A 24,146-nucleotide genomic window follows, 5' to 3' on the forward strand; every position below is an offset into this window, starting at 1 on the left:
CTACGCTATACTCCCGCATTTATTTCTTTTCTTCAGTATAAACTTCACTTAGTAATTTCTTTTTCTTTTTTTCAATCCACTTTCCCTTTATCAGTTTTCCATCTATGATATAACAATATTCAGTTCCATCTTCTTTTGTATGTGTACAGTCTTCCTGATAACGAGCAACCAGGATCAGTTTACCATTGATATACTGATAGGTATCACGTCCATGATCACAACAACTTCCCCTCCAGGAGCTATGAATAGTTTTCGTTTTTGTATCAAACTCCGGACTGGTAATTTCAGAAAGAGCCAGATCAAACTCAAACAACTTTGTTTTCGGATTATACAAATAGATATTGTGAGGGATATTCGGCCCTGCAGGAAGAAACATCATGATATGAATATCCGGATACCCATCAAAATTACAGTCCTGCACCTGTATGCAATTATTCACAGGATTAGTAGGTGTAGCCCCTAATCGATCTATAACTTGTAAAGTAGCACCTGTTTCTACTGACTTTATACGAATAGCTTGTGCTACGGCAGATTCTAAATCGCCTTCAGTTGTATCACTCCAGGCAACATCAAATGCATACTCATCTGTATGCTGTTGTTGTTTAATCCAACTACCTGATTGCAATTCTTCTTTCGAAAGCCATCCATGTGTAATCCTAGCATTTACAGAAACCTGCTCAACCTCATACCAGTTAGTTGCTTCCTGCAATACTGCTACATATTCTCCTCCATATATCGAGTTCATTTTTCGACTAGCAACATCTGGATTCTGATAGAGAGAGATACTGTCCACATTGATTTTTTGGATATCAATATAAGGTCTGGCATTTCCTAAATAAAAAGGGCTTATAGGATAAATTACTGTTTGATAACGGGTAGTAATAACCGGAAAAACAGTTTTATCCATATGTAAACTATCTGTCAGTACTTTGGGTGTACCAGCCAGAAAAAACTGGTCAGGATAGATCCGAAAGTAATAGCCAGCATACATCTGAATACTCCGAAAATCATATCCACTGTTTAGATCACCTCCCCAAACAGTTGTGTCCATTGCAGTTTGATATTGTCCTGCATGCGCTTCAAGTTTGGGAGTATATCCATATACAGTTCCATTATAAGGCTCTGGATTTTTGGCAAGGAACAGAAACTTTATAGTTTTAGCAGAAGTATCAACCGAGACCATTGCATACGTTATCTGTAGTTTTTCATCCAGATAAGGTTCAGCTCTTTTGTTCGTATGATAACTCTCACCACTATACTGGGGAATCGGATAAGGAAATGGATAGGAAGGCTTTATCTCATAGATTCCTGCTTTTGGAACCTGTGCTGTCAGTAGAACAGAAGTCCAGAATAACAGAATAAGATATGGTATTATGTATCTTTTCAAGGAACTGATATAGCTGATTATAAGATACTATCTTCACAAAGTCTTCATCAATATAGTTAATGTTTTTCTATCTCCTGCCTGAATAAGGATGCAATGGACTTAACCCGAAGGAAGTCTCCCTGTAGTTGAACAGCATTGGGATGGCTATCGGTACTTACAACACATTCAAACAAACCACTTGCTTTAATTTTTTCTAAGCCATCTTTACTAAAAAGGCCATGTGTGGTTACAGCAGCAATTTTAGTAGCTCCTGCTTCTTTGTATGCTCTGGCCGCATTGATTAAAGAACCACCTGTCCGAATCATATCATCATAGATGATTACATATTTACCTCTTACATCTGCACTGATAGAAGTAATTTGTGTTTCATCTCCACTAATACGCCTCTTAAATACAAAGGCCCCATTCACATTCATATCATTGGCAAGAGACTCTACCCACTTAGCTCTACCTGCATCTGTAGATGCCAGTACAAAATCATTACCGGCAATTTCCCGGCAAGCTTCCATTATGGTAGGCTTTGCATACAGATGCACAGGCCTTGTCTTTCCTTCAAAGTAGTAAGGTACTCCTTCTGTATGAAGATCCAGAAGAAACACACGATTCCCCATTGAACTTGCAGGAATCTTGGATAGTAAAAAGGCTCTTGTCTTGGCAGTTACTACCTCACCTTTTTTAACAGACCGTTCCATTGTAGCATATCCAAAATAGGGGATCATCAGCAATAATGACTCTGCTCCCATCGATACCAGTGAATAAGCCAAATCAAAAAGTTCCAATGTATCTGCATCAGAAATAGTACCACCAATCAGCACAACCTCCCGGCAATCCACACTGGTAAGAATGCGTTGATATCGTTCTCCATCCGGAAAATTCTTTACTTCAACCTCACCACACTCAAAACCGGTGGTATGACATAATTCTTTCTGTAAATATTGATATGCCTGAGTACTAAAGATGATCTTATTCACGCGTATTGGGTAGTCTGTTTAATTTTTTACTTTCCGTTAAATTTCCGCAATTTTAGAATTAAATCTGTTTTGAAATCATACAAACCTTTTTCCAATCCTACAGGATATAAGTGAGGGTTTACAAAACGTCTGATACTTTCATGAAATCCGCTTAGTTGATCTTCTACACGTTTCTTTACATCCTGTATCTCGGGAAGATTATATACAAGTTTTCCTTCACGGAATACAGGCACCAGCAGATCTTCATGAGGAGTCGCATTATCCAGTTTACGCCTCTTGGTATAATCCATAGGATCAATCATGATTTCTTCCTCTTTCTTCTGGAACCCTTCTGTATTATAAATCATATCCGCTATAAAACCATTGGCATTCCGATAACGTCTTACCTGCTGGATACCGGGAGTAGAAATCTTTATGGTTTGCTCAGATAACTTGATTTTATATTCCCATTCATCATCTTTATCATTTCTCATCGCTGCCAGCTTATACACTCCCCCTAAGGCTGGCTGGTCATACGCTGTTACCAGTTTGGTCCCTACTCCCCAGACATTAATAGTAGCTCCCTGATCTTTCAAACTCTGAATGATATTTTCATCCAGATCATTGCTGGCAACAATAGCCGCATCTTTGAATCCTGCAGCATCCAACAGCTTACGAGCTTCAATGCTGAAGTAAGCAAGATCACCAGAATCGAGCCGTATCCCTCCTAATTTATAACCTTTTGCTTCTAGTTTCTTACCTGTTTCAATGGCTTTCTTAACTCCCTCTAATGTGTCAAATGTATCTACCAGGAAAATACAGTTATTGGGTAATACTTCTGCATAGGTCTCAAATGCTTCTTCTTCAGAGTCAAATGACATAACCCAGCTATGTGCATGAGTACCTTTTACAGGAATACCAAACAAACGACCTGCTAGTACATTGGAAGTAGCATCAGCCCCACCTATATAGGCAGCCCGGCTGGCAGTCACACCTCCATCCATACCCTGAGCTCTTCGTAAACCAAACTCTAGTACGGGTTCACCTTTCGTTACCTGCTTGATACGAGCAGCCTTGGTTGCTATCAGCGATTGAAAATTGATCAGGTTCAATAAAGGTGTTTCCAATATCTGGCATTGCAAAATTGGTCCACGTACACGTAAGAGTGGCTCTTGAGGAAATACTACTGTACCTTCAGGAATCGCATCTACTTCACCTGTAAATCGTAATTCTTGTAAGTAGTCCAAAAAAGCAGCTTCAAATAAAGGCTGTCCATCACTACCAGTCAGTGTTCTTAAATAGGCTGTATCTTCTTCAGAAAAACGAAAATTCTCAATAAAATCAATGGCTTGCTCTAAACCAGCAGCTACTGTATAACCACCACCAAATGGATTTTTACGAAAAAATAGATTGAATACGGCTTCTTTTTCAGCTGTGCCAGACTTCCAATATCCATAGGCCATTGTAAGTTGATATAAGTCTGTAAGTAAACTTAACGACTGACCATATAATTGCAGATGTTTATTCACGTGTCAGAATTAAATTGGTGATAAAATTACTTGTTAGTGTAAATATTACGCTAAGATAATTTTATTTGGTTTTATTTTCCAAATAAAGCCGTAAATAATTTTTATCAGGTTTGTTGTTTATTTGTTATTATGCTTTGATCTCCCGTAATACAGCTCCTATAATACGTTTCCAGAGAGGATATTTTTTTACATGTTCATTCACATTCACAATTTTCAAAGCACCAGTTCCTATTTCACCTGATTTCAAATGAACAGGTCTTTTCTCCAGATCGTCAAACCATGTATAACGAGTTTCTTTTCCAAATATATAATCTACATCTTCATCTGTGATCTGATTTAGAAATGGCATAATACCTGTTAGTGCAGCTAGTGAAACACTTCCTTTCTTTATCTCGCGATTCCAATGCGAAGATCCTGTACGACGATGAAGATAATGGGTATCAGCCATTTTTACCAGTTTACATCCTACTCCCAACTGACGTATGGTAAAAGTCCAGGAATCAAGGGTCTGATTGATCAATGTGGGTTCAAAATAACGACCAGCTTTAAGCCAGCTTTGTTTTGTATATAAATAGTTACCGCTTTGTCCAATAAAGTAGTTCACACTTAATGCATCTGCCAACTTATATACTCCAGATTTAAATACGGTTTTATATACCAGCTTTTTACTTCCATCTTCTCCATCTTTGAAAAAATGGATCTCTCCAAAAGCTGCAGCATCTGCCTGATTATCCAGCATATACTTTTTAAGTTTAGGTACACTTCCCGAGGTAAGAACATTATCTGCATCTACACAAAATATTAACTCATGTTTTGCCTGTTCGATAGCAGTATTACGACCAGCTGCTGCTGTGCCTTTATTTACCTGGTGGAAAAACAATCGTATGGCAGGATATTTTATTGCAAGTTCTTTTAATACATGTACAGTAGAGTCAGTAGAAAGATCATCTACAATAAGAATCTCATCTCCTTCTTCAAAGTTCTGATCAAAAATAGATTCAATGGTTTCGATGATTGTATCCTGACAGTTATAAGCAGGAATAACAAAGCTGATATTCATATATAAATAAAACTGATTTTACAAAAATTGCTGTAAAAGTGGGGATTGCCACCGAATAAACAAAGTCCAGAAAGTATTTTCGGAGCTTTGGCATTTAAAAAAACTTAGTTTATAATCTAATCTTTGTTTATTGAAACTATTATAACAGGAATTTTAAGTTTATTATTTTTGTGTAAATTATACTATACTAAGATGGTGCATCTATTAATAATTTACCCAAAAGACCAAAACAACTTATAAAGCTGAGCTTCTTATAATAGTATCAGTACATATGTTTATTCGACAAGTTAATCCCACGAAGCCTTAAAATAAAAAAGAGTAGCTTTTTCTTCATTTCTGGTAAAAAGCACTACATTCTATCCGTTTTATTATTTGAAAAGTGTTCATAAGGTTGTCTACGACTTGCTTAGATCATTTTCACTACTCTGGTACAGAAATTTTTTCATTCTTGTTGTTAGTCTGAATAGGTCAGTAGAACTGGTTTAAGATAATGCCTGCACAAGTTAGTAAGAGTAAGAATGTATAGTATAGATTGATAGGTTAGTAGCAGAGTGAATAAAGTATCTTAAACCAGAATAGGAATGAGTTATCTGTATTGAGCAATCTTTAGGATAACGTAAGACTAATAAGAGGTTACCCAAGTGGTAACCTCTTTATGTATTTGTTTATCTCTGACACCTTAATCTGATACTAAACCCTCCTTAGTCAGGTATGAAAATATATGACGCACTGATTATCGGAGCTGGGCAAGCTGGAGTGCCACTGGCTAAAAAGCTTGCTCAATCTGGTAGAAAAACACTTCTTATAGAAAAACGAATCTTGGGTGGTACTTGTGTAAATGATGGATGTACCCCTACAAAAACACTGATAGCGTCCGGACGGATTGCATACTTAACCAGGCATAGTAAGGAATGGGGAGTGAACAAAGATAGTATCTCAATTGATATGCCATTTATTAAAAGGAGAAAAGATTCTATCATCTTGGGGTCACGCCAAGGGTTGGAAGAAGGAGTAGAAGATACTAAAGGATTGGATCTGTTGTATGGAGAAGCTGTGTTTACAGATTTCAAGACTGTTTCTGTTCAAGGTCGGGATGGTCAATCACAAGAAATCAAAGCTGAATACATCTTTATTAATACAGGTGCAACTCCTGTTATCCCAGAGATTGAAGGGCTTTCTAGTATACACTATTTCACATCTACCTCTATCTTGGATCTGGAGCAAGTGCCTGAGCACTTACTCATTGTTGGAGCTGGATATATTGCACTGGAGTTTGCTCAATTGTATAGAAGGCTAGGAAGTAAGGTAACAATTCTGGAGAAAAGCAACGCATTTCTTGCGAAAGAAGATGAAGATGTGGCAGATGAATTGCGAAAGATATTAGAAGAAGAAGGTATTCAGATAGAACTTAATGCTGAAATAAGTCAGGTGAAACCGTCAGGAGAAGGAAAGATACTTGCAACACTTAAAATAGATAACCAGTCCAATGAAATTGCCTGCTCACATTTGTTACTGGCCAGTGGACGAAAACCTCAAAGTGGGAGCTTGTCTCTTGATAAAACAGGTGTCAATATGGATGAGAAAGGACATATCGAAGTAAATGACCGATTGGAAACAAATGTTAGTGGAATCTATGCCTTGGGGGATGTAAAAGGTGGTCCGGCATTTACCCATGTTTCCTACAATGACTATGTGATTGTAAGTAAAAATCTGCTGAATAATACTAAACTAACTACTCAGGAGAGATTGATACCATACTGTATATTCACAGATCCTCAGTTAGGGCGGGTAGGACTATCAGAAAAGCAAGCACGTGAAAAAGGGTATGATATTAAGGTTGCTAAACTACCTATGGAACATGTGGCGCGAGCTCGGGAAACTGGGGAAACACGTGGTTTTATGAAGGCAGTCGTAGATGAAAAAACGAAACAAATACTAGGTGCTGCTATAATAGGAGTAGATGGAGGAGAAATTGTGTCTGTATTGCAAGTAGCTATGATGGGTAAGCTCACATATGAGCAAATACGAGATGGGGTTTTTGCTCATCCCACATTTTCCGAATCATTAAACAATCTCTTTATGTCGCTAGACTAAGAACACCTGGTTATTCATACATAATTCTTATATACTATGTTAAGCTCAAACACGAAAGATTTTTTGCAGGCGGCTATTATTGGGGGAATGGCTGGTTCAAGGACCAGTAGCGCACCTGCTGTTACCAGTATCTTATTGTCAAAAAATCCAACTAAAGCTTTTGCCCCTAAACTGATCCGGTTTTTAGGTAATCAGTCTGTGTCGCAAGTAATGCAGCTAATGGCGATTCCTGAACTCATCATTGATAAAGTTCCAACCGTTGGAGACAGGATTACACCTATGGGCGTTGCTTGTCGTATGGTGTCAGGAACCTTGTGTGGTGCATTACTTTACAGGTCCAGAAATCAGGATGTAGTTAAGGGAATGCTTATTGGAGGATTAGCTGCACTCGTCTCTACATATGCCTTATTCTATACCCGAAAGAAATTAGCAGAGAAAACACAAATACCTGATGCATTGTTGGGTACTGCAGAAGATGCTATTGTGGTTGCAGGTGGTAAATGGCTTGTAAATTCTGCATAAAGTCATATCACCTCTTCTAAAAATTATATATTAAATTAGAAAGCCCTGATATAGTTTCAGGGCTTTCTTCATATACATATTTCATCCTTAATTCTATTCCGTCTGTTTTTAATCCATTTTTGTCATACTGACAATTATCTTTTTTATCTATCTATTTATATAATGTAATCAATTTTTTCAGGCAGTATCGTATAATATTACTATTTGTACTATAAATGTTTTATTTTTAAAATTTTTTATAAATGCTAAAAATAGTAATATTGTATCTACACAACAGCCTGTTATTGTTCAAATGGTTACCTCTCTTATAAAAAGTTTAGACTTTAACCATTATAGTACTGACAAAACGGCTGAACAGTAAATACAAGGACCGCTTAACCATAAATAGTGCTAAAGTATGTTCCAAAGAGGGAAATCAAAGTCCGTTAGAAATATTGGGGACGCAGGCTCCAATGCATACGAACTACTTGCTGATGAGCAGCTATGGCAAAAATGTAAATCAGGAGATCGCCAAGCATTTTCTCAGATTTTTCTGCGATACTATAAACCTCTTCATACATATGGCGTAAGCCTTTATCCTGATAAGGAGTTAATTAGAGACTGTATTCAGGAAATTTTTCTGGAGATGTGGTTGTATCGGGAGTCTGTGGCAGAGGTTGATTCCGTAAAGTTTTATGTATTTAAAAGTTTCCGAAGAAGGGTTTTTAAACGACTGGAAACTATTCGGAAGAATCCTTTTTTCGAACTTAATGAAATATCAGAACTGACTATTGTTCACTCGTTTGAAACACTGCTGATACAGGAACAAAGTGAGGAGGGACAAAAAAACTATCTTCTAAAAGAACTCTCCGGTTTGCCTAAAAGACAACAGGAAGCTATTTATCTAAAGTTTTATCAGGATCTGAGCTATGAAAAAATTGCAGAGATGATGTCTCTTAATTATCAATCTGTCAAAAATCTGGTTCACAATGGCGTAAAGTCTATTCGGGAGAAACTTCTGCAAAAAGATATTTTTACAATTCTGTGGCTAACAGGTACATTAGTATGGCTCTTTTTTTGAGATCAGTACTAAACAAACTATTGTTTCTTTTCTTTATTTTTCTGCATCATTACTCCTAGTAGTAGTTTGGCTATTTGCTATCTATATAGAGTCTGAAGTCTTTACTATTTTCATTACTCACTTTCCTTCTTATTTTCTGTCCTTTTCTCCTACATGAAGCTAGATCATGAGACAGTTTTAGCTTGAATAAGATACTAGATAAAAATAATTGATTTTTTTTAAGTTTCCATGAGTACGCTTTTCAAAAGCCCTTCTCTTTTACTACATAGTACAAAAGATTTATTTTTCTACCTTTTTGATACATTCAGTGAAATACACTAATTATTCTGTTGAAGATTTTGTTGCTGATGAATTTTTCCAGCAATGGGTAAAAGCTCCACAGCCAATTCACCAATCATTCTGGTCGGAATGGCTTAAAGAGAATCCACATAAGGCAGAAGAAGTAGAAGATGCTCGCAGATTAGTAGCAGCTTTCATAGTTGAAGCAGATAAATCTTTGGATCAGCAGGCAAAAAATGACCTTGGTGTACTATGGAACAGGATTGATGATGCAGATGTTCGTTCACAATCTTCCCTCCAGTCAGGATGGTTAAAAATGGCAGCTGTATTCATCGGATTTCTTGTTATAGCAGGAGTAGCTATATTCTTTTATTCACGTTGGAGTATGGTGCAATATGCAACGGATTTTGGAAAGACTCAGAAGTTTATTTTGCCAGATGGCTCCGAGGTGGTTTTAAATGGTAATTCACAAATCTCCTTTTCAAAAGATTGGACAGCCATGCAAGATCGTGAGGTTTGGATACAAGGTGAGGCATTTTTTCATGTTGCCAAACAAAAGACTCATAGTGGGTATCGTAAATTTATTGTACATACTTCTAATGTGGCAGTAGAAGTATTGGGAACTCAGTTTGATGTAAATAATAGAAGGGAACTTACCCGGGTAGTGCTTAGTGAAGGATCTGTTAGGTTACAACCTAAGCAAATCACGAAGCCTTTTCTTATGGTTCCGGGAGATTTGGTTGAATTATCAAAGAAACATTCCCTGATGCACAGAAAAGTCAATCCAGGATTGTATTCTGCTTGGACACAGGGTGAATTAAACTTTGAAAAAGAATCATTGGCAGATATTGCTCAGTTGCTGGAAGATAACTATGGATATCAAATACTATTTAGTGATTCCACCATTTCTACCAGACGATTCAGTGGATCGGCATCAGTTACCAATATCAATAATTTATTAATCAAGCTTTCTAAATCACACAATTTACGGATTACAAGGCAGGGAAAAACAATTTTTCTGGACAATAATTAATGTCATTTGTTTTGAATGCTGCCTTTCAGTGCAAGAAAAGAGTAGTCAATTCACTTATTAACCCTCGTTAAGCATGCGAACTTACGCTTTGTGTGCAAAGAATCTGGTATTCTTTGCGACAGTTATCCTTTTGCCTGAACTTTCCCCGGGACAGGTATTAGCCCTGTTTCCTAAATCAAGGCCTGTAAAAAGTGCTGGTACTCAAAACCAGGGCAGTCGTCCTCTCTATCTGGTTTTAACGGAAATGGCTAAACGCTATAAAGTAAAATTTAACTATGATCCGGACTTGATTGGAAGTCAGATGGTAAGTGTAGAAAAATCCAGTCTAAATAATCCTGATCCGGAAGTAGTATTAACTCAGATCCTGAAACCATTAGATCTGTCTTTCGAGAAGGTACAGAAAAATGACTATATTATTTTTCCTGGTAAGAAGAGGAATAAGGAATCAGATCCTAAATCTCATTTAAACCTGATTGAAGGTATTCATATTGAAAGTTCTCTGGCAACTGCAACTATACAGGCTAATCCTGCCACAACACGTGCTATTACACTGAGTACTGTAAGTGGTACAGTTACTTCTGGAGATACAGGAGAGCCTCTGCCAGGTGTAAGTGTAAGTCTGAAAGGAACTACTCAGGGTGCTATTACAGACAAAGATGGAAAATATACACTCAACATACCTTCTGGACAAGAAAATGGTATTCTGGTATTTAGCTCGATTGGCTATCTCTCTGAAGAAATTCCTCTGAATAACAATACAATTATTGATGTAAAGTTGGCCACAGATGTTAAATCACTGGGTGAAGTAGTCGTGGTTGGGTATGGAACGCAGAAAAAAGAATCAGTGACAGGTGCAATCTCCAGTGTTACCAGTAAAGATCTGGAACACGTACATGGGGCTACAGTAAGTGCCACATTGGCTGGTAAAATTCCTGGTGCTTCTTTTCGTATGGCAGATGGACGGCCTGGAGCATGGGCTACTGTACAAGTTCGTAATTTGGGAGACCCTCTATATGTAATTGATGGAATCCAGAAAGATGCAGGTCAGTTTAATAACTTATCCCCCAATGATATCGAAAGTATGACTGTATTGAAAGATGCTTCTGCTTCTGTCTATGGATCTAGGGCGGCCAATGGTGTTGTGATTGTAACAACCAAAAGAGGAAAAGCCGGAAACAGTAATACGATCAATGTCGATGCCTATTATGGCTGGCAGAACTGGACCCGTTTTCCTAAAACAGTAAATGCAGCAGAGTGGATGACAGGGAAAGTGGAAGCTGATATAAATGGATTAAGCCGTCACACAGACATTACTCCAGAAGAGTTAGCTAAGTGGCAGGCGGGTACCGAAAAAGGCTATCAGAGTTTTGACTGGTATAAGTTTATTGTGAAACCTAATGCTCCTCAGTCGTCTGTTAATATTAATGCAACTGGCGGATCTGATAAAATCAATTATTATTTGTCCCTGACCCGGCTGGATCAAAGTTCGGTACTTGGTCGAGAGTTTACCTTTGCACGAACCAACATACAGTCTAACATAGATGCGAAAGTAAGTAATCGGTTCAAGGTAGGCGTTCAGATTAATGGACGTATTGAAACTAGAGACCAGCCAGGCGTGCCAGGTGCAGATGACTACTGGGCACCTCGCTTTGCCCTCTTTCGCAACCGTCCCACAGAACGTCCCTATGCGAATGATAATCCGAAGTATGTAGCTGATATTGGCCATAATGACACCAACTGGGGAATTATGAATAAGGCTATTTCCGGATATTGGCGTGAAGACTGGAGAGTATTACAAAGCAACTTTACAGGAGAATATCAGTTGCCACTCAAAGGTCTTGTGGCTAAAGGAATGTATTCATACTATATCGCAGACCGGGTAATGAATGGACATGAATATACCTATGATGCTTATACTTATGATGCACAAAAAGACGAATATATCCGAACAGGTGGTAGCACAAATCCATGGCGGGAACGTGGTGTAAACAAGGTCCTTGAGAAAGTAATACAGGGACAATTGCTTTATAACAACACCTTTGGCAAACATACAGTTGGGGGTACTTTTGTTGTAGAAAGAATCGAACGTAATGAACTGGAATCTTGGGTGCACTCAGTACCTCAAACGAATGCTCTTCCTATCTTACAGTTTCCAGATATGGATACATATAATGATAAGGATGTGGTACAGGCGCGTATTGGATATGTTGGTCGGTTTACTTACAACTATGCTGATAAATACTTTCTGGAAATTGCTGGACGACGAGATGCGTCCTGGAAGTTTGCCCCTGCTAAGCGTTGGGGAGTATTCCCCTCTGTTTCTGCGGGATGGCGTATCAGTGAAGAGGGATTCTTTAAGAATTTAGATTGGAATGTGTTGAGCGATCTGAAATTACGCGCCTCATATGGTGAACTGGGAGATGACAATATTAACATGGGGATTAATGCAGACGATAGCAGGTTTATAAGAGACCCTATGTATATTCCAGGTTACAGATATGCCACTTCCAGGGTTATTCTGGATGGACAGGTTGTAACAGGTGCCAGAGATAAAGGGGTGCCTATTACTAATTTGTCCTGGTTTACAAGCAAGATTACAGACATTGGTCTGGATTATGCGTTCCTGAATGGAAGGATAACAGGTGCAGTTGACTATTTCTATCGTAAACGTACTGGATTACGAGGTATAAAATATGACATTCTGGTTCCTAGTGAAATAGGGTATTCTTTACCTGAAGAAAACGTAAATACGGATGCTCAGGTAGGTGGAGAGATATCTGCACTTTATAGTGGCAAAGTCAATCAAGTGACGTTCTCAGTAGGTGGCAATATCTCCTATTCAAGAAGCCGTTTTATTTCCTCTTACAAACCCAGATTTGGCAACTCATGGGATCAATACCGGGGTTCTGCTGAAGATCGCTGGAGTGGTACCTATTGGGGATATGAAGTAATAGGGCAGTTCCAATCTCAGGATCAAATCAATGACTATGCAGTAAATATTGATGGTCAAGGCAATAAAACTTTATTGCCAGGAGATTTAATATATAAGGATGTCAATGGCGATGGTGTAATCAATGGAGATGATGAGAGGCCTATTGGATATGCAAGAGATAAAAATCCTATTGTAAACTATGGTCTCAGTCTTTCTGTCGCATGGAAAGGATTTGACTTGAGAGCCGATTTCTCGGGAGGTACTATGTACTCCTATAATCGACAATATGAGATGCGAGTTGCTTATCAGAATACAGGTAATCTGCTGAAAGAATTATATGATGATCGCTGGCATCGGGCAGATCCATACAATATCGATAGTGAATGGATTCCGGGAAAGTATCCAGCTCTTCGCTTTAACGAAGGCGGACACAGCAACTACCGGAACTCTACTTTCTGGCTAACCAATGTCAAATACCTGCGTCTACGTACAATGGAAATTGGATACTCTATTCCCAAAGTGTGGACTGACAAGATTAAAATACAAAGAGCTCGCATCTATGTGAATACCTATAATCTGTTCTCTATTGATAATGTACGTCATTTGGGAGTAGACCCGGAGATTATGGATGAAAATGGCTTGCAGTATCCACAAAGTAAGCTGGTTAATATTGGGGTTAATCTTTCCTTCTAAACAAACGCACTTTACCATGAAAAAATATACGCTTCTTTTTTTGTTGCTCTTCATTACCTGGGGGTGTAACGATGAGGATTTTCTGAATAGAGAACCTAAAGATATTCTCTTGGATGAACAGGTATGGCAGGATAAAGGATTGGTCTTCTCTGTACTGGCTGATTTGTATGACCGCTATCCAGACTATCAGACAATTGAAAACTGGGTAGAGTTTACCAATTTTGATGAAGCATTTGCTTCTGCTTCCCCAGATTATGGTCGTCATAAAAATCAGAATTATGGATATGGAGACTGGAGCTATTGGGATTATGGATATATGCGGGAATTGAATCTATTTATCCAGAAATGTGAGGCAGCAGAGAAGCTGGACCCTGCAGACAGATCCCGTTTTGCTGCTGAAGCTCATTTTCTGAGGGCAGCAGCTTATTTTGAGATGGCAAAACGCATGGGTGGCGTTCCCTTGATTTTGGAGCCTTTAGAATATGATTTTAATGGAGATCCTACCTATTTGCAATATCCACGGGCAAAGGAATATGAAGTATATGATTTTGTCCTTGGTGAGCTGGAAACCATCAGCACACAATTGCCTGATGATCCAACTATTAAATCAAGAGCTACCAAAGGTCTTGCGTTAGCTATGAAGGCCCGTGCTGCTTTATATGCAGCTTCCATTGCCCGTTATGGTGTAAATACCCCACAAGTATCACTCCCTGGTGAAGAAGTAGGTATTCCGGCCGGTAAGGCTGTAACATATTATGAAGCAGCACTTGATGCAGCACAGAGACTTATTGCTAGTGGAAAGTATTCTTTGTACAATAAGAAGCCTGATCTGGCAGATAATTTTGCTAGTCTGTTCTATGACAAAGGAAATAACCCTGAAGTCATCTTTGTAGAAGATTACAAACTGAAAAGCGGACACGTGCATGGATGGACTATTTCCAATCAACCTCGTTATCAAGCAGAAGAGCAACAAGGAGGCCGCTTAAACCCTTCACTGAATCTGGTTCAATCATTTGAGAAACTTGATAATACGTTTGCGCCACTTACTGCAACTGATTCAAAAGGTTTCTTACTTGGAGCCAATAATCAGGTGGCCTATTTTAATAATCCCCAGGATTTGTTTGCCGGACGGGATGCCCGTTTGTGGGGAACTGTAATTCTGCCAGGAACACAATTCAAAAATAAAGATGTAGATATTTGGGGTGGATATATGCTTGCCAATGGTTCTGTTATCACTTCAGATGTGTTGGGAGGTAAAAAGAAGTTATCAGAACAAGGGGAATTACAACAGGTAGTAGGCTTTAGCGGACCTATTGATAATCTGGAATTTAGTGCACAAACAGGCTTCTATGTACGTAAATACCTGGATCCCGCTATAGGATCTGGTCAGTTAGGTACACAAAGTGAAGTCTGGTGGATTCGTTATCGGTATGCAGAAGTCCTGCTCAATGCAGCAGAAGCTGCCTTCGAATTAAGTCAGCCTGAGTTAGCTGCAACATATATCAATCAGGTAAGAGAACGTGCCGGATTCACCATTCCACTTACTGCTAATCAAATTACGTTTGATCGGATTGTACATGAACGTAAAGTAGAACTCGCTTTTGAAGGACACCAACTGTGGGATATGAAACGCTGGCGTATAGCTCATATGGTATGGAATGGGGTAAGTACAGACCTGACCAGTAATCCTGGTAAAGCTACAGAGTCCAGTACTCGTCCGTTTGGTTTGTGGCCTTACAAAGTATACAATCCAGGAAGCCCTAATGATGGTAAATGGGTATTCAAAAAGATTATTCCTGGACCTGTCACAAATGCAGATTGGTTTCGAATGGGAAATTATTATTCACAGATTAATAATGATATCCTGAACAACAATCCTAAAATCGTTAAGAATCCCAACCAGAATTAATACTTCTTCCTATGAAACAGATATTATTTTATCTTACTTGTATCATGGTGAGCATAACTGTAAGTTCTTGTGCTTATGACAACTACGATGCTCCTGATACGTATCTCACTGGTCGGATTGTATATAATGGTGAGCCTATCAATGTAGCCTATGACAATGTGAATTTTGAACTGTGGGAACCAGGCTGGCAAAAAAGAATTCCTATTAATGTGCCTGTTGCCCAGGATGGTTCCTATTCAACCATATTGTTTAAGTCAACATATAAACTTGTTTTTCAATCCGGGCAAGGGCCTTTCAGAATGCTTCAGAATGATCAGACAGGGTCTGATACTCTTATAGTTGATCTTAAAGGAAGCCAGACATTAGATATTGAGGTAATGCCTTACTATATCATCCATAATGCACAGTTGACAGGCACTACAGATGGAAAAGTCATAGGTTCCTGTAGTGTAGAAAAAATCATTACAGATGTGTTGTATGCAAAAGATATAGAACGTGTATCACTTTACATTAGTAAAACACAGTTTGTTGATGGTCGAACCAGTGTAGCCAATCAGGATATAGCGGGTAGCGATATTACAGACCTAAACAATATCAGTTTAAGTGTGACTGTACCTTCATCTGCTCCTGCTCAGGATTATGTATATGCCCGAATTGGAGTAAAAATTAGTGGAGTAGAAGATATGATCTTTTCTCCAATTCAGAAAATTGAACTTTGATTGTGAATATGTCATCAAAGTTATAATATGTTTATTATCCATTTTTCAAACCATATCCTTAAATCACTTACTTTATAATGATGAACAAATTTTTCTTTGTTTTTACAAGTTTACTACTCTCTCTGGCTTGCATTCAGCTACAAGCTCAGGAACTTCGTTCTCCCGCAGTCCCGTTAATTACTATTGATCCCTATACAAGTGTATGGTCTTTCTCTGATAAACTTTATGATGAACCTACCCGCCATTGGACAGGACGTCCACATCGGCTAACAGGAAAGATACGGGTAGATGGCAAAACACTGGACTTTATGGGAGCACCTGTAGCTTCTCGTAAGACCATTGTTCCAACAGGTTCTCAAAAGCCTTACGCTGTGAATTATACTTTTGAAAATCCAGGTGCAGACTGGATGAAACCTACTTATAATGCGACTTCCTGGAAGACAGGTCAGGGTGGTTTTGCACCAGATGTAGACCAGACAATGCGAACCAAATGGAATTCAAACGATCTGTGGGTAAGAAGAGAGGTGGAATTAAAGGATCTGAACTTTAATAAATTGTTGTTATTGTTGAAGCATGACGACAATATTGAAGTATATATCAATGGTATCGAAGCCTATACCTGTAATTGCTGGACAGACGAGTACAAGGCTATACAACTTTCTGATCAGGTTAAGTCTTCTTTGAAAAGAGGAAAGAATCTAATCGCCGTTCATTGTGCTAATACTGCAGGTGGACAACATCTGGATTTTGGGTTAGCAGATGAAATCAAACCTGCTATCGCCAGTCAGCCTGCTACACAGAAATCTGTCATTGTGAAAGCTACTCAAAGTATATATGACTTTACATGTGGTCCAGTTGATCTGAAAGTGACATTTACATCTCCGTTGCTAATGAATAACCTGGATATTCTTTCCCGGCCGATTTCCTATGTGACATTTGATGTACATTCTACTGATGGAAAACCACACGAGGTACAACTCTATTTTGACGCTTCTGCAGAATTAGCAGTAAACAATCCTGAACAAGCAGTAATTGGTAAACGATCGTCTAATGAAACACTACATATTCTAAGTGCAGGTACTCAGTCACAAAAGATGTTAGAGACTAAAGGGGATAATGTGCGTATTGATTGGGGGTATGTCTATGTGGCTGCTGGAAAATCACCACAAACAACTACTGTGATTACAGAGGCTCCTAAGGCACATGCTGCTTTTACTCAGACAGGAGTTCTTCCTAAAATAGATGATGCCTTGACGGCCCGTGAAGTTGGAGGTCAACCAACTGTATTGGCTATTAGCTATGCACTTGGAAAAATCACTAATTCACCAGTTTCTACTCATGTGCTGGTTGGATATGATGATATTCAATCTGTAGAGTTTTTTAAAACGCCTTTAAAGGCATGGTGGAGACGAAACTCAGGAACTAGCTTTGAGAAAATGTTGGTTTCTGCGGAGAAAGAATACAAACAACTTGTACAGGAGTGTACAAGTTTTGATCAGCAATTGTACAAAGATGCCCTTCAATCTGGTGGTGAGGAGTACGCACAATTATGTGAGCTAGGCTATAGACAAGCAATTGCCGCCCACAAGCTGGTAGCGGGTCCGGATGGAATACCTTTCTTTTTCTCAAAGGAAAACTTTAGTAATGGCTCTATTGGAACAGTAGACGTAACCTACCCATCTGCGCCTTTGTTTTTATTATATAATCCGACTTTGTTGAAGGGTATGATGGACCCTATTTTTTACTACACCGAAAGTGGAAAGTGGACAAAGCCCTTTGCTGCCCATGATGTTGGTACGTATCCTCAAGCGAACGGACAGACATATGGAGAAGACATGCCTGTAGAGGAAAGCGGTAATATGCTTATTCTGGCCACTGCTATTGCTGAGGTAGAGGGAAATGCCGACTATGCTAAAAAACACTGGAAAGCATTGACTACCTGGGCCGAATACCTGAAAAAAGCGGGACTTGATCCTGAAAACCAACTATGTACAGACGATTTTGCAGGCCATCTGGCTCACAATGCTAACCTATCCATCAAAGCCATTCTGGGAATAGCAGGTTACGGAAAGCTGGCAGCAATGCAGGGTGATGCCAGTACTGCTACAACCTACAATGCGTTAGCCAAAGATATGGCACAAAAATGGACTCAAATGGCTCAGGATGGAGACCATTACAGCCTTACTTTTGATAAAAAAGGGACCTGGAGCCAGAAATACAATTTAGTATGGGATAAAATGCTGGGATTGAATATATTCTCCCCTGAAATTGCAAAAAAGGAAATTAGTTACTATCTGACAAAACAAAATAAGTTTGGACTTCCTCTGGATAGCCGGAAAAGCTATACCAAGTCTGACTGGATCATATGGACTGCTACTCTAACAAATTCACCAAAGGATTTTCAGCAGATTCTTCATCCTGTATATGTTTTTGCCAATGAAGGTCCTAGCCGTATTCCATTGAGTGACTGGCATGAAACTACCAATGGCGAGTCAGTAGGATTCCGGGCAAGATCTGTAGTCGGAGGGTATTATATTAAATTGTTAGATGACTATCTGAAAAAGAAACAATCCAAAAATTAAGATTGCCTGATCGCTGTTCATTTTGATTTTTTAACAGCCAAAGCCATCTTTTGGAGTAATTCCGAAAGGTGGCTTTGAGGTTTTATAAATAAATACAAATAGCTTCTTCTCTATTAAGTGTCTGGCTTTCTGTTTTGTAGTGTAACTGGATATTCTCCTGCAACTTTCTGTAATAACTGATTTTTTTTCAATTATTTCTTTGAATACATAGATAATGATACTATGTTTATCTATGTATTCAAAAGATCTGATTAGAGGTACCCTTACCCCTATTATCCTGAAGTTACTATATCCAGACAGGAAGATGTATGGATATGAAATCTGCCAAAAAGTAAAAGAGTTGACCAATGAGGACTTAATTATAAAAGAAGGTTCTCTGTATCCTGCGTTGCATAAGCTGATGGATGATGGCTTAATCAACGTTGAAGAGGTTTTGATCGGAAACAGACCCAGACGTTATTATCAACTCACAGCAGAAGGGAAGCTAGAAGCAGAACATAGAACAACCGAGTTAAACCGATTTCTTAAAACGATGCAGTTATTTCTGGAAAAAGCTACTAATTCTCTATAGCTATGTTAACAGACAAACAGATAGACATAATAAAGAAAGATCTTAATCGGAATGGCATTAGAATGCCAGGGCTAGAGAATGATTTACTGGATCATTTGCTCTGTAGTATTGAAGTATATATGAGCAAAGGGTACTCCTTTGAGGAAGCTTATCGCTGTGCATCGTATGATCTTCATGGAGAATCTACAATCATAACTATTCAACAGGAAACTATTCATCTGATAAATGAAGGTAGGAGTAGAGTAAAGAATCTGATTTATTATGGTTGCCTGTTAAGTTTTTTAATTGCTCCTTTCAATTTATTTACAACGGGTGTAAATCCCGGATTGATTTTGGTTTGTATCTCTTTATCGATCTTTTTTATGTATCACAGTATATTTCTACACAGAAAGCAAAACGATCTTAGACGTAATCTGTTCCTATTTACAATCATAACCAGTCTTGCTGTACTCAGCGTTTTTATTTTTCTATTCATTGAGTTTGAAGGTAAAGGATTGTTAGGAATGCTATTATGGGTCAGTCTGATTCTAGCCATAGCTATTCCTTTTTATTTAAAAGCAATAAAGAGAAGTCTTTCAATGAATAATACAATGATAGACTTCTTTTCCTTCGCATTGGAGCTTACTGCAGTTATCAGTTTGTTGTGGATTCCACTGGCATTATCTATAAAGTTGTTCAGATCAAATGTAGCTGTCGTATTCTTTCTGGATGACCTCGTTTTAATAGCAATTTGCGCCTTCAGTGTATCTATTATGCTGAAGAAGGCAGGAGAGTTGAAACTGTATCTACAAAAATACCTGTAACTGATTGGAGTATGAATGTAATTGAGACAAAAAATCTGAGTTTCGGTTATAAGAAAGAGAATATACTTAGAACTCTTAATCTTAAGATACCTGAGAATTCAATTTTTGGCTTTTTAGGGATCAATGGCGCAGGAAAAAGTACTACCATCCGACTTCTTCTTGGATTGCTTTCTGCACAAAAAGGTTCTGTATTTTTGTTTGGAAAAGAGTTGTCAAAGAATAAACCAGAGTTATTACATAAGGTAGGAGCGCTGATTGACCATTCTACCTTTTATCCTCATCTATCTGCCCATAATAATCTAAAAATTCTTGCTGTATTACTAGGTATAAGTAATAGTAGGATTGAGCAAACACTTGAATTAGTGGGATTAAGTACAGAAGGTGATAAACGAGTAGGGAATTATTCTGTAGGAATGAAGCAACGGTTAGGGCTTGCAATGGCCTTGATTAATGATCCCCCTTTACTAATTCTGGACGAACCAGCTAATGGATTGGACCCTCTTGGTATCATTGAACTAAGAAATTTATTGATTACTCTTCATAAAGATCATGGCAAAACAATTTTTCTTTCCTCACATTTATTGGATGAGTTAGATAAGATCATAACAAATGTAGCTGTTATTCATAAAGGTGAAATTCAATTTCAGGGAACAAAGGAAAAGTTGATCGAACAATCTGGAAATCTGGAAAAATCGTTTCTAACTCTTACTACTTAATAGAGATGCATGATTATTTGGTTCTATTTCGTAACGGATTTATTTCTGAGTTTTTAAAACATAGAAATACTTTTCTTTTATGGTTTGTTCTGTTGGTACCTTTTGTTATCACTACTATTACTTTTCTGACTGTTTGGACTGACCAGGCATTAGATGTCGTAAATCCCTGGCGTTGGTACATTGTCTTTAACTACAAGCCTTACTTTCATATTTTCGTTTTTCTTCAGATTCTTTTGATATGCCATGTCAATTATATAGAACACAGAAACAATACTTGGAAAAATCTGAGGGTCTTATCAGTGCCATTTGAAGTTGTATTCTTTTCAAAAGTTGTATTTTCCTATCTTATTTTAACTGTCAATGTACTGGAGTTCTATTTTTTAATTATGCTAAGTGGTGATCTATTGTCAAAATTAAGACCGGAACTAGGTTTTCAGGATACTAACTATTGGATAGAAGGATTTATTCCTTCCTGCAAGTTTATAGCTGCATCTACCTGTCTTACTTCAATTCTGTATTGGGTCAGCTATTATATCAAATCCATAATTATTTCCATTATCATTGGGTTGCTGGGATATGTGTCTGCCCTTGTTCTCTTCTTGTATACAAGCAGATCCGGATATACAGGATTTCCTTATGCTGAATGGCATCCCTTTAATTTTTCTGCATTGGCATTCAATTCCTTTGGCACTGGGAATCATCTTCTTACCATGGAGTATGTTTACTATGGTCTTATAGGAGGAATAGTAATTTTAAGTATGCACTATGTGTGGACTCGTTACAAGAGTGTGTTATGAACAGGCTTTATTATTACTTCTTATTATTAATCATATTTCTATTGTTTCCTGCTTGTAGTAAGTATGATCAGGATCAGGGGAATTATAAATATGGAGTTTCAAGTTGGCAGGGTACCAATGTATACTCAGGAAGATATAAAGGAGCTATAGAAAGGGCCAGAAAAATAGTGACTGAGTCAAATCGAGGTAGTGGTTTGCCTGGAGCTCAGGTTGCAATAGCTATAGATGGCCAAATATGCTGGTCTGAGAATTTTGGATTTTCTGATATTAGCAAGGGTACACCTGTAAATTCCACGACTATTTTTAGAATTGCCAGTGTATCCAAGTTGTTTACAGCAAGCGCACTAGGCAAATTGATTGAAGAAGGAAAAGTACATTTGGATTCAACCATCACCTATTACTTACCAGATTTACCTGAGCATTATTCCTGTATTACAATCAGGCATTTGGTAAGTCATCAATCAGGAATACGGCATTATTATGGGGCTGACAAGTCAGAGAAAACAGAGCATTATACTCATATAGAAGACGCCTGTATGCTTTTTGCTGATGCTCCTTTGTTGTTTCCTGCCGGGCAGAAATGTGAATATTCCTCTTACAACTTTTTAATAGTAAGTGCTATTATTCAACAGGTTTCCGGCAAATCATTTTTAAAGTATTTACAAGATGAGATTTGGATTCCGGCTGGGTTGAAGAATACCTTTGGTGAGATTCCAGTGAGCCGGATCAAAGATGTAACTAAGTTCTATATAAAAAGTTCTTCTGATGCGAGTTGGGTGGATGCACCCTTTCAGGATTTAAGTTTCAATTGGGGCGGTGCAGGGTTGAGTTCCAATGCCAACGATCTGGTATTATTCGGAAATGCATTGTTAACAAACAAATTGTTTAGTAAAGAAACAATGAAGATGATGTGTGCGCCTCAACTAACCTCTCAAAAAGACACTACAGGTTTTGGAGTTGGATTTATTTTGTATGAGACAACAGATAATGAAGTAATTATAGGTCATGGAGGATTTATGCCTACTGCAAAGTCATACATATTGCTATTTCCTGAATCCAATGTTGTTATTGCATTTACTTCAAATACCGCAATGGTGAACTTTGCCGATGAGACATTGGTAGAAATTGCTCATATTTTCTTAAAAGAAAAAAAGAATGAAAATCATTTCCTGTTTAGCAAGATGTTAAATCAGCATTGGACTGGTTTGTGGCAGATCAAAATTGAAAATGGAGATGAAAAATATGATAATGCCTATTTATATTTCTATGAAGTCTCCAATATGTTGAAAGGATCCATACTTTTTGATAACAGGGAACCTGTACCATTAGAAATAACAGAATTAAAAGAAGATTCTATTCAACTGATAGCTCCTCTGAGATCACATACAGCTATGATTCAGTTGGTACTAAAAAATGGAAAGATATCTGGTAAAAGCTATTATAATAAACCCTTAACCTACCTTTTCAAAAAACAGTTATCAAAGGAGTCTGAACTGGCTAAAATGCTTAAGCCGAAAAATATACGAGATGGGATACGGTTAAATTAATTAGTCCTTTCAAAATTACTGATAGAAGCCCTGATAGTTCATAAAATTAGTGTGAACAATTTCAGTTTTAATCAAAATACACAACAAGTATTTACCAATATGACATATTATAATCAACAGGTTTTGCTAATCAGAGAACAGTATTATCCTAAGCCCTATATCATAGATCGGTTAATACAGGCACGTAAGCTGATAGATCTGCATTCGGGTTCATCTATTTGTATAGGTTCTATGTCAGATAAGGTCTCCTTATCGAAATTTCATTTCATCCGTTTATTCAAACGTTGCTATGGCCGCACTCCTCATCAGTATCTGATAGAACGCAGGATCAGTGAAGCAAAGATTCTATTAAGTAAAAATATGTCTGTTATGGACACCTGTTTTCAGATAGGTTTTGAGAGTCCGACTTCATTTTCTCTTTTATTCAAAAGATACACTGGTTTAACACCTTCCGACTATCGTCAAAAAAGCAATTTTCGATAAGCGACTTAGATGCTTAAACGGGATATTTGCTGGCACAAACCAACAGAGAAATCATGAGAATTAGCTTATTGAGTGTCCTCGTCGATGACCAGGATAAAGCGTTAAACTTTTACACCACTATATTGGGATTTATCAAAAAAACAGAAATTCCAATGGGAGAGCATAAATGGCTTACTTTAGTTTCAAAAGATGTACTCGATGGCGTAGAGCTTGTTCTGGAGCCTATAGCCTTTGAACCAGCAAAGATTTACCAGAAAGCATTGTTTGAAGCCGGGATTCCTTTGGTTGCTTTTCAGGTAAATGATGTAGATGCTGAATACAGCCGATTAGCGTCCTTAGATGTTGTGTTTAGTTTGCAACCTACACAAATGGGGACTGCAAAAATTGCGGTTTTTAATGATACTTGTGGCAATCGTATCCAGATTTTTCAGGTACTTTAGCAAGTCCAAAATTTTTCTATCTACCAGAGTCAGAGTACTA

19 protein-coding genes are annotated in these 24,146 nt (G+C 38.0%); 15 read left to right on the plus strand and 4 right to left on the minus strand.

Translation table 11 applies throughout. From position 1 onward, the window contains the following. Positions 1-19: 19 nt before the first annotated feature. The 4 genes from QNI22_RS27170 to QNI22_RS27185 all read right to left on the minus strand — a co-directional run bounded on the left by QNI22_RS27170 (position 20) and on the right by QNI22_RS27185 (position 4,926). Positions 20-1,387, minus strand: a complete 1,368-nt coding sequence (locus QNI22_RS27170) for an XAC2610-related protein (RefSeq protein WP_314515618.1) — start codon at positions 1,385-1,387, stop codon at positions 20-22. A gap of 56 nt (positions 1,388-1,443) precedes the next feature. After that, positions 1,444-2,358 (minus strand): ribose-phosphate diphosphokinase, encoded by a 915-nt coding sequence (locus QNI22_RS27175; RefSeq protein WP_314515620.1) that lies wholly within the window; start codon positions 2,356-2,358, stop codon positions 1,444-1,446. A gap of 26 nt (positions 2,359-2,384) precedes the next feature. Continuing rightward, positions 2,385-3,866 carry a nicotinate phosphoribosyltransferase gene (locus QNI22_RS27180; protein WP_314515623.1) on the minus strand — a complete coding sequence of 494 codons (1,482 nt, stop codon included), beginning with the start codon at positions 3,864-3,866 and terminating at the stop codon, positions 2,385-2,387. Between the two features lie 127 nt (positions 3,867-3,993). Then, positions 3,994-4,926 (minus strand): glycosyltransferase family 2 protein, encoded by a 933-nt coding sequence (locus tag QNI22_RS27185; RefSeq protein WP_314515626.1) that lies wholly within the window; start codon positions 4,924-4,926, stop codon positions 3,994-3,996. Between the two features lie 711 nt (positions 4,927-5,637). Here QNI22_RS27185 and QNI22_RS27190 point away from each other — a divergent pair. The 15 genes from QNI22_RS27190 (at position 5,638) to QNI22_RS27260 (ending at position 24,106) form a co-directional block, all read left to right on the plus strand. After that, positions 5,638-7,020 carry a mercuric reductase gene (locus QNI22_RS27190; protein WP_314515627.1) on the plus strand — a complete coding sequence of 461 codons (1,383 nt, stop codon included), beginning with the start codon at positions 5,638-5,640 and terminating at the stop codon, positions 7,018-7,020. 36 nt (positions 7,021-7,056) lie between these two features. Beyond that, positions 7,057-7,542, plus strand: a complete 486-nt coding sequence (locus tag QNI22_RS27195; protein ID WP_314515629.1) for a DUF4126 family protein — start codon at positions 7,057-7,059, stop codon at positions 7,540-7,542. A gap of 397 nt (positions 7,543-7,939) precedes the next feature. Continuing rightward, positions 7,940-8,602, plus strand: a complete 663-nt coding sequence (locus QNI22_RS27200) for an RNA polymerase sigma factor (protein WP_314515631.1) — start codon at positions 7,940-7,942, stop codon at positions 8,600-8,602. Positions 8,603-8,909: 307 nt separating this feature from the next. After that, on the plus strand, positions 8,910-9,914 hold the full coding sequence (locus QNI22_RS27205; protein WP_314515633.1) for a FecR family protein: 1,005 nt from the start codon (positions 8,910-8,912) through the stop codon (positions 9,912-9,914). A 73-nt stretch (positions 9,915-9,987) separates the two neighbouring features. Next, on the plus strand, positions 9,988-13,539 hold the full coding sequence (locus tag QNI22_RS27210) for a SusC/RagA family TonB-linked outer membrane protein (protein ID WP_314515634.1): 3,552 nt from the start codon (positions 9,988-9,990) through the stop codon (positions 13,537-13,539). Between the two features lie 16 nt (positions 13,540-13,555). Further along, complete coding sequence (locus QNI22_RS27215) at positions 13,556-15,448, plus strand: RagB/SusD family nutrient uptake outer membrane protein (protein WP_314515636.1); 1,893 nt, start codon at positions 13,556-13,558, stop codon at positions 15,446-15,448. An 11-nt stretch (positions 15,449-15,459) separates the two neighbouring features. Further along, complete coding sequence (locus tag QNI22_RS27220; protein WP_314515639.1) at positions 15,460-16,167, plus strand: DUF3823 domain-containing protein; 708 nt, start codon at positions 15,460-15,462, stop codon at positions 16,165-16,167. A 77-nt stretch (positions 16,168-16,244) separates the two neighbouring features. After that, complete coding sequence (locus QNI22_RS27225) at positions 16,245-18,749, plus strand: glutaminase family protein (protein WP_314515641.1); 2,505 nt, start codon at positions 16,245-16,247, stop codon at positions 18,747-18,749. Positions 18,750-18,981: 232 nt separating this feature from the next. Beyond that, a complete protein-coding gene (locus QNI22_RS27230) occupies positions 18,982-19,320 on the plus strand; it encodes a PadR family transcriptional regulator (protein ID WP_314036356.1) in 339 nt (112 codons plus the stop codon). A gap of 2 nt (positions 19,321-19,322) precedes the next feature. Beyond that, positions 19,323-20,123: a hypothetical protein gene (locus tag QNI22_RS27235; protein ID WP_314515643.1), complete on the plus strand. Its 801-nt coding sequence runs from the start codon at positions 19,323-19,325 to the stop codon at positions 20,121-20,123. 11 nt (positions 20,124-20,134) lie between these two features. Then, on the plus strand, positions 20,135-20,839 hold the full coding sequence (locus tag QNI22_RS27240; protein WP_314515646.1) for an ABC transporter ATP-binding protein: 705 nt from the start codon (positions 20,135-20,137) through the stop codon (positions 20,837-20,839). A gap of 5 nt (positions 20,840-20,844) precedes the next feature. Continuing rightward, positions 20,845-21,636 (plus strand): ABC transporter permease, encoded by a 792-nt coding sequence (locus tag QNI22_RS27245; RefSeq protein ID WP_314515648.1) that lies wholly within the window; start codon positions 20,845-20,847, stop codon positions 21,634-21,636. Next, the gene (locus tag QNI22_RS27250; RefSeq protein ID WP_314515650.1) at positions 21,633-23,183 is read left to right on the plus strand and encodes a serine hydrolase domain-containing protein; all 1,551 of its coding nucleotides are present in this window, start codon (positions 21,633-21,635) and stop codon (positions 23,181-23,183) included. Before QNI22_RS27245 ends, QNI22_RS27250 begins: the two co-directional genes overlap by 4 nt. Positions 23,184-23,282: 99 nt before the next feature. Next, the gene (locus QNI22_RS27255) at positions 23,283-23,666 is read left to right on the plus strand and encodes a helix-turn-helix domain-containing protein (protein ID WP_314515653.1); all 384 of its coding nucleotides are present in this window, start codon (positions 23,283-23,285) and stop codon (positions 23,664-23,666) included. A 53-nt stretch (positions 23,667-23,719) separates the two neighbouring features. Beyond that, complete coding sequence (locus tag QNI22_RS27260) at positions 23,720-24,106, plus strand: VOC family protein (protein WP_313999245.1); 387 nt, start codon at positions 23,720-23,722, stop codon at positions 24,104-24,106. Positions 24,107-24,146: the final 40 nt, after the last annotated feature.

Source organism: Xanthocytophaga agilis (genome assembly GCF_030068605.1).
Taxonomy (GTDB): domain Bacteria; phylum Bacteroidota; class Bacteroidia; order Cytophagales; family 172606-1; genus Xanthocytophaga; species Xanthocytophaga agilis.

What these genes read in the sequence shown, in the direction of transcription:
- QNI22_RS27225 (WP_314515641.1), top strand. Translation starts at nt 16,245, where the DNA reads ATGATGAACAAATTTTTCTTTGTTTTTACAAGTTTACTACTCTCTCTG.
- QNI22_RS27235 (WP_314515643.1), top strand. Translation starts at nt 19,323, where the DNA reads ATGTTAACAGACAAACAGATAGACATAATAAAGAAAGATCTTAATCGG.
- QNI22_RS27210 (WP_314515634.1), top strand. Translation starts at nt 9,988, where the DNA reads ATGCGAACTTACGCTTTGTGTGCAAAGAATCTGGTATTCTTTGCGACA.
- QNI22_RS27190 (WP_314515627.1), top strand. Translation starts at nt 5,638, where the DNA reads ATGAAAATATATGACGCACTGATTATCGGAGCTGGGCAAGCTGGAGTG.
- QNI22_RS27250 (WP_314515650.1), top strand. Translation starts at nt 21,633, where the DNA reads ATGAACAGGCTTTATTATTACTTCTTATTATTAATCATATTTCTATTG.
- QNI22_RS27220 (WP_314515639.1), top strand. Translation starts at nt 15,460, where the DNA reads ATGAAACAGATATTATTTTATCTTACTTGTATCATGGTGAGCATAACT.
- QNI22_RS27215 (WP_314515636.1), top strand. Translation starts at nt 13,556, where the DNA reads ATGAAAAAATATACGCTTCTTTTTTTGTTGCTCTTCATTACCTGGGGG.
- QNI22_RS27230 (WP_314036356.1), top strand. Translation starts at nt 18,982, where the DNA reads ATGTATTCAAAAGATCTGATTAGAGGTACCCTTACCCCTATTATCCTG.
- QNI22_RS27195 (WP_314515629.1), top strand. Translation starts at nt 7,057, where the DNA reads ATGTTAAGCTCAAACACGAAAGATTTTTTGCAGGCGGCTATTATTGGG.
- QNI22_RS27255 (WP_314515653.1), top strand. Translation starts at nt 23,283, where the DNA reads ATGACATATTATAATCAACAGGTTTTGCTAATCAGAGAACAGTATTAT.
- QNI22_RS27245 (WP_314515648.1), top strand. Translation starts at nt 20,845, where the DNA reads ATGCATGATTATTTGGTTCTATTTCGTAACGGATTTATTTCTGAGTTT.
- QNI22_RS27185 (WP_314515626.1), bottom strand. Translation starts at nt 4,926, where the DNA reads ATGAATATCAGCTTTGTTATTCCTGCTTATAACTGTCAGGATACAATC.
- QNI22_RS27260 (WP_313999245.1), top strand. Translation starts at nt 23,720, where the DNA reads ATGAGAATTAGCTTATTGAGTGTCCTCGTCGATGACCAGGATAAAGCG.
- QNI22_RS27200 (WP_314515631.1), top strand. Translation starts at nt 7,940, where the DNA reads ATGTTCCAAAGAGGGAAATCAAAGTCCGTTAGAAATATTGGGGACGCA.
- QNI22_RS27240 (WP_314515646.1), top strand. Translation starts at nt 20,135, where the DNA reads ATGAATGTAATTGAGACAAAAAATCTGAGTTTCGGTTATAAGAAAGAG.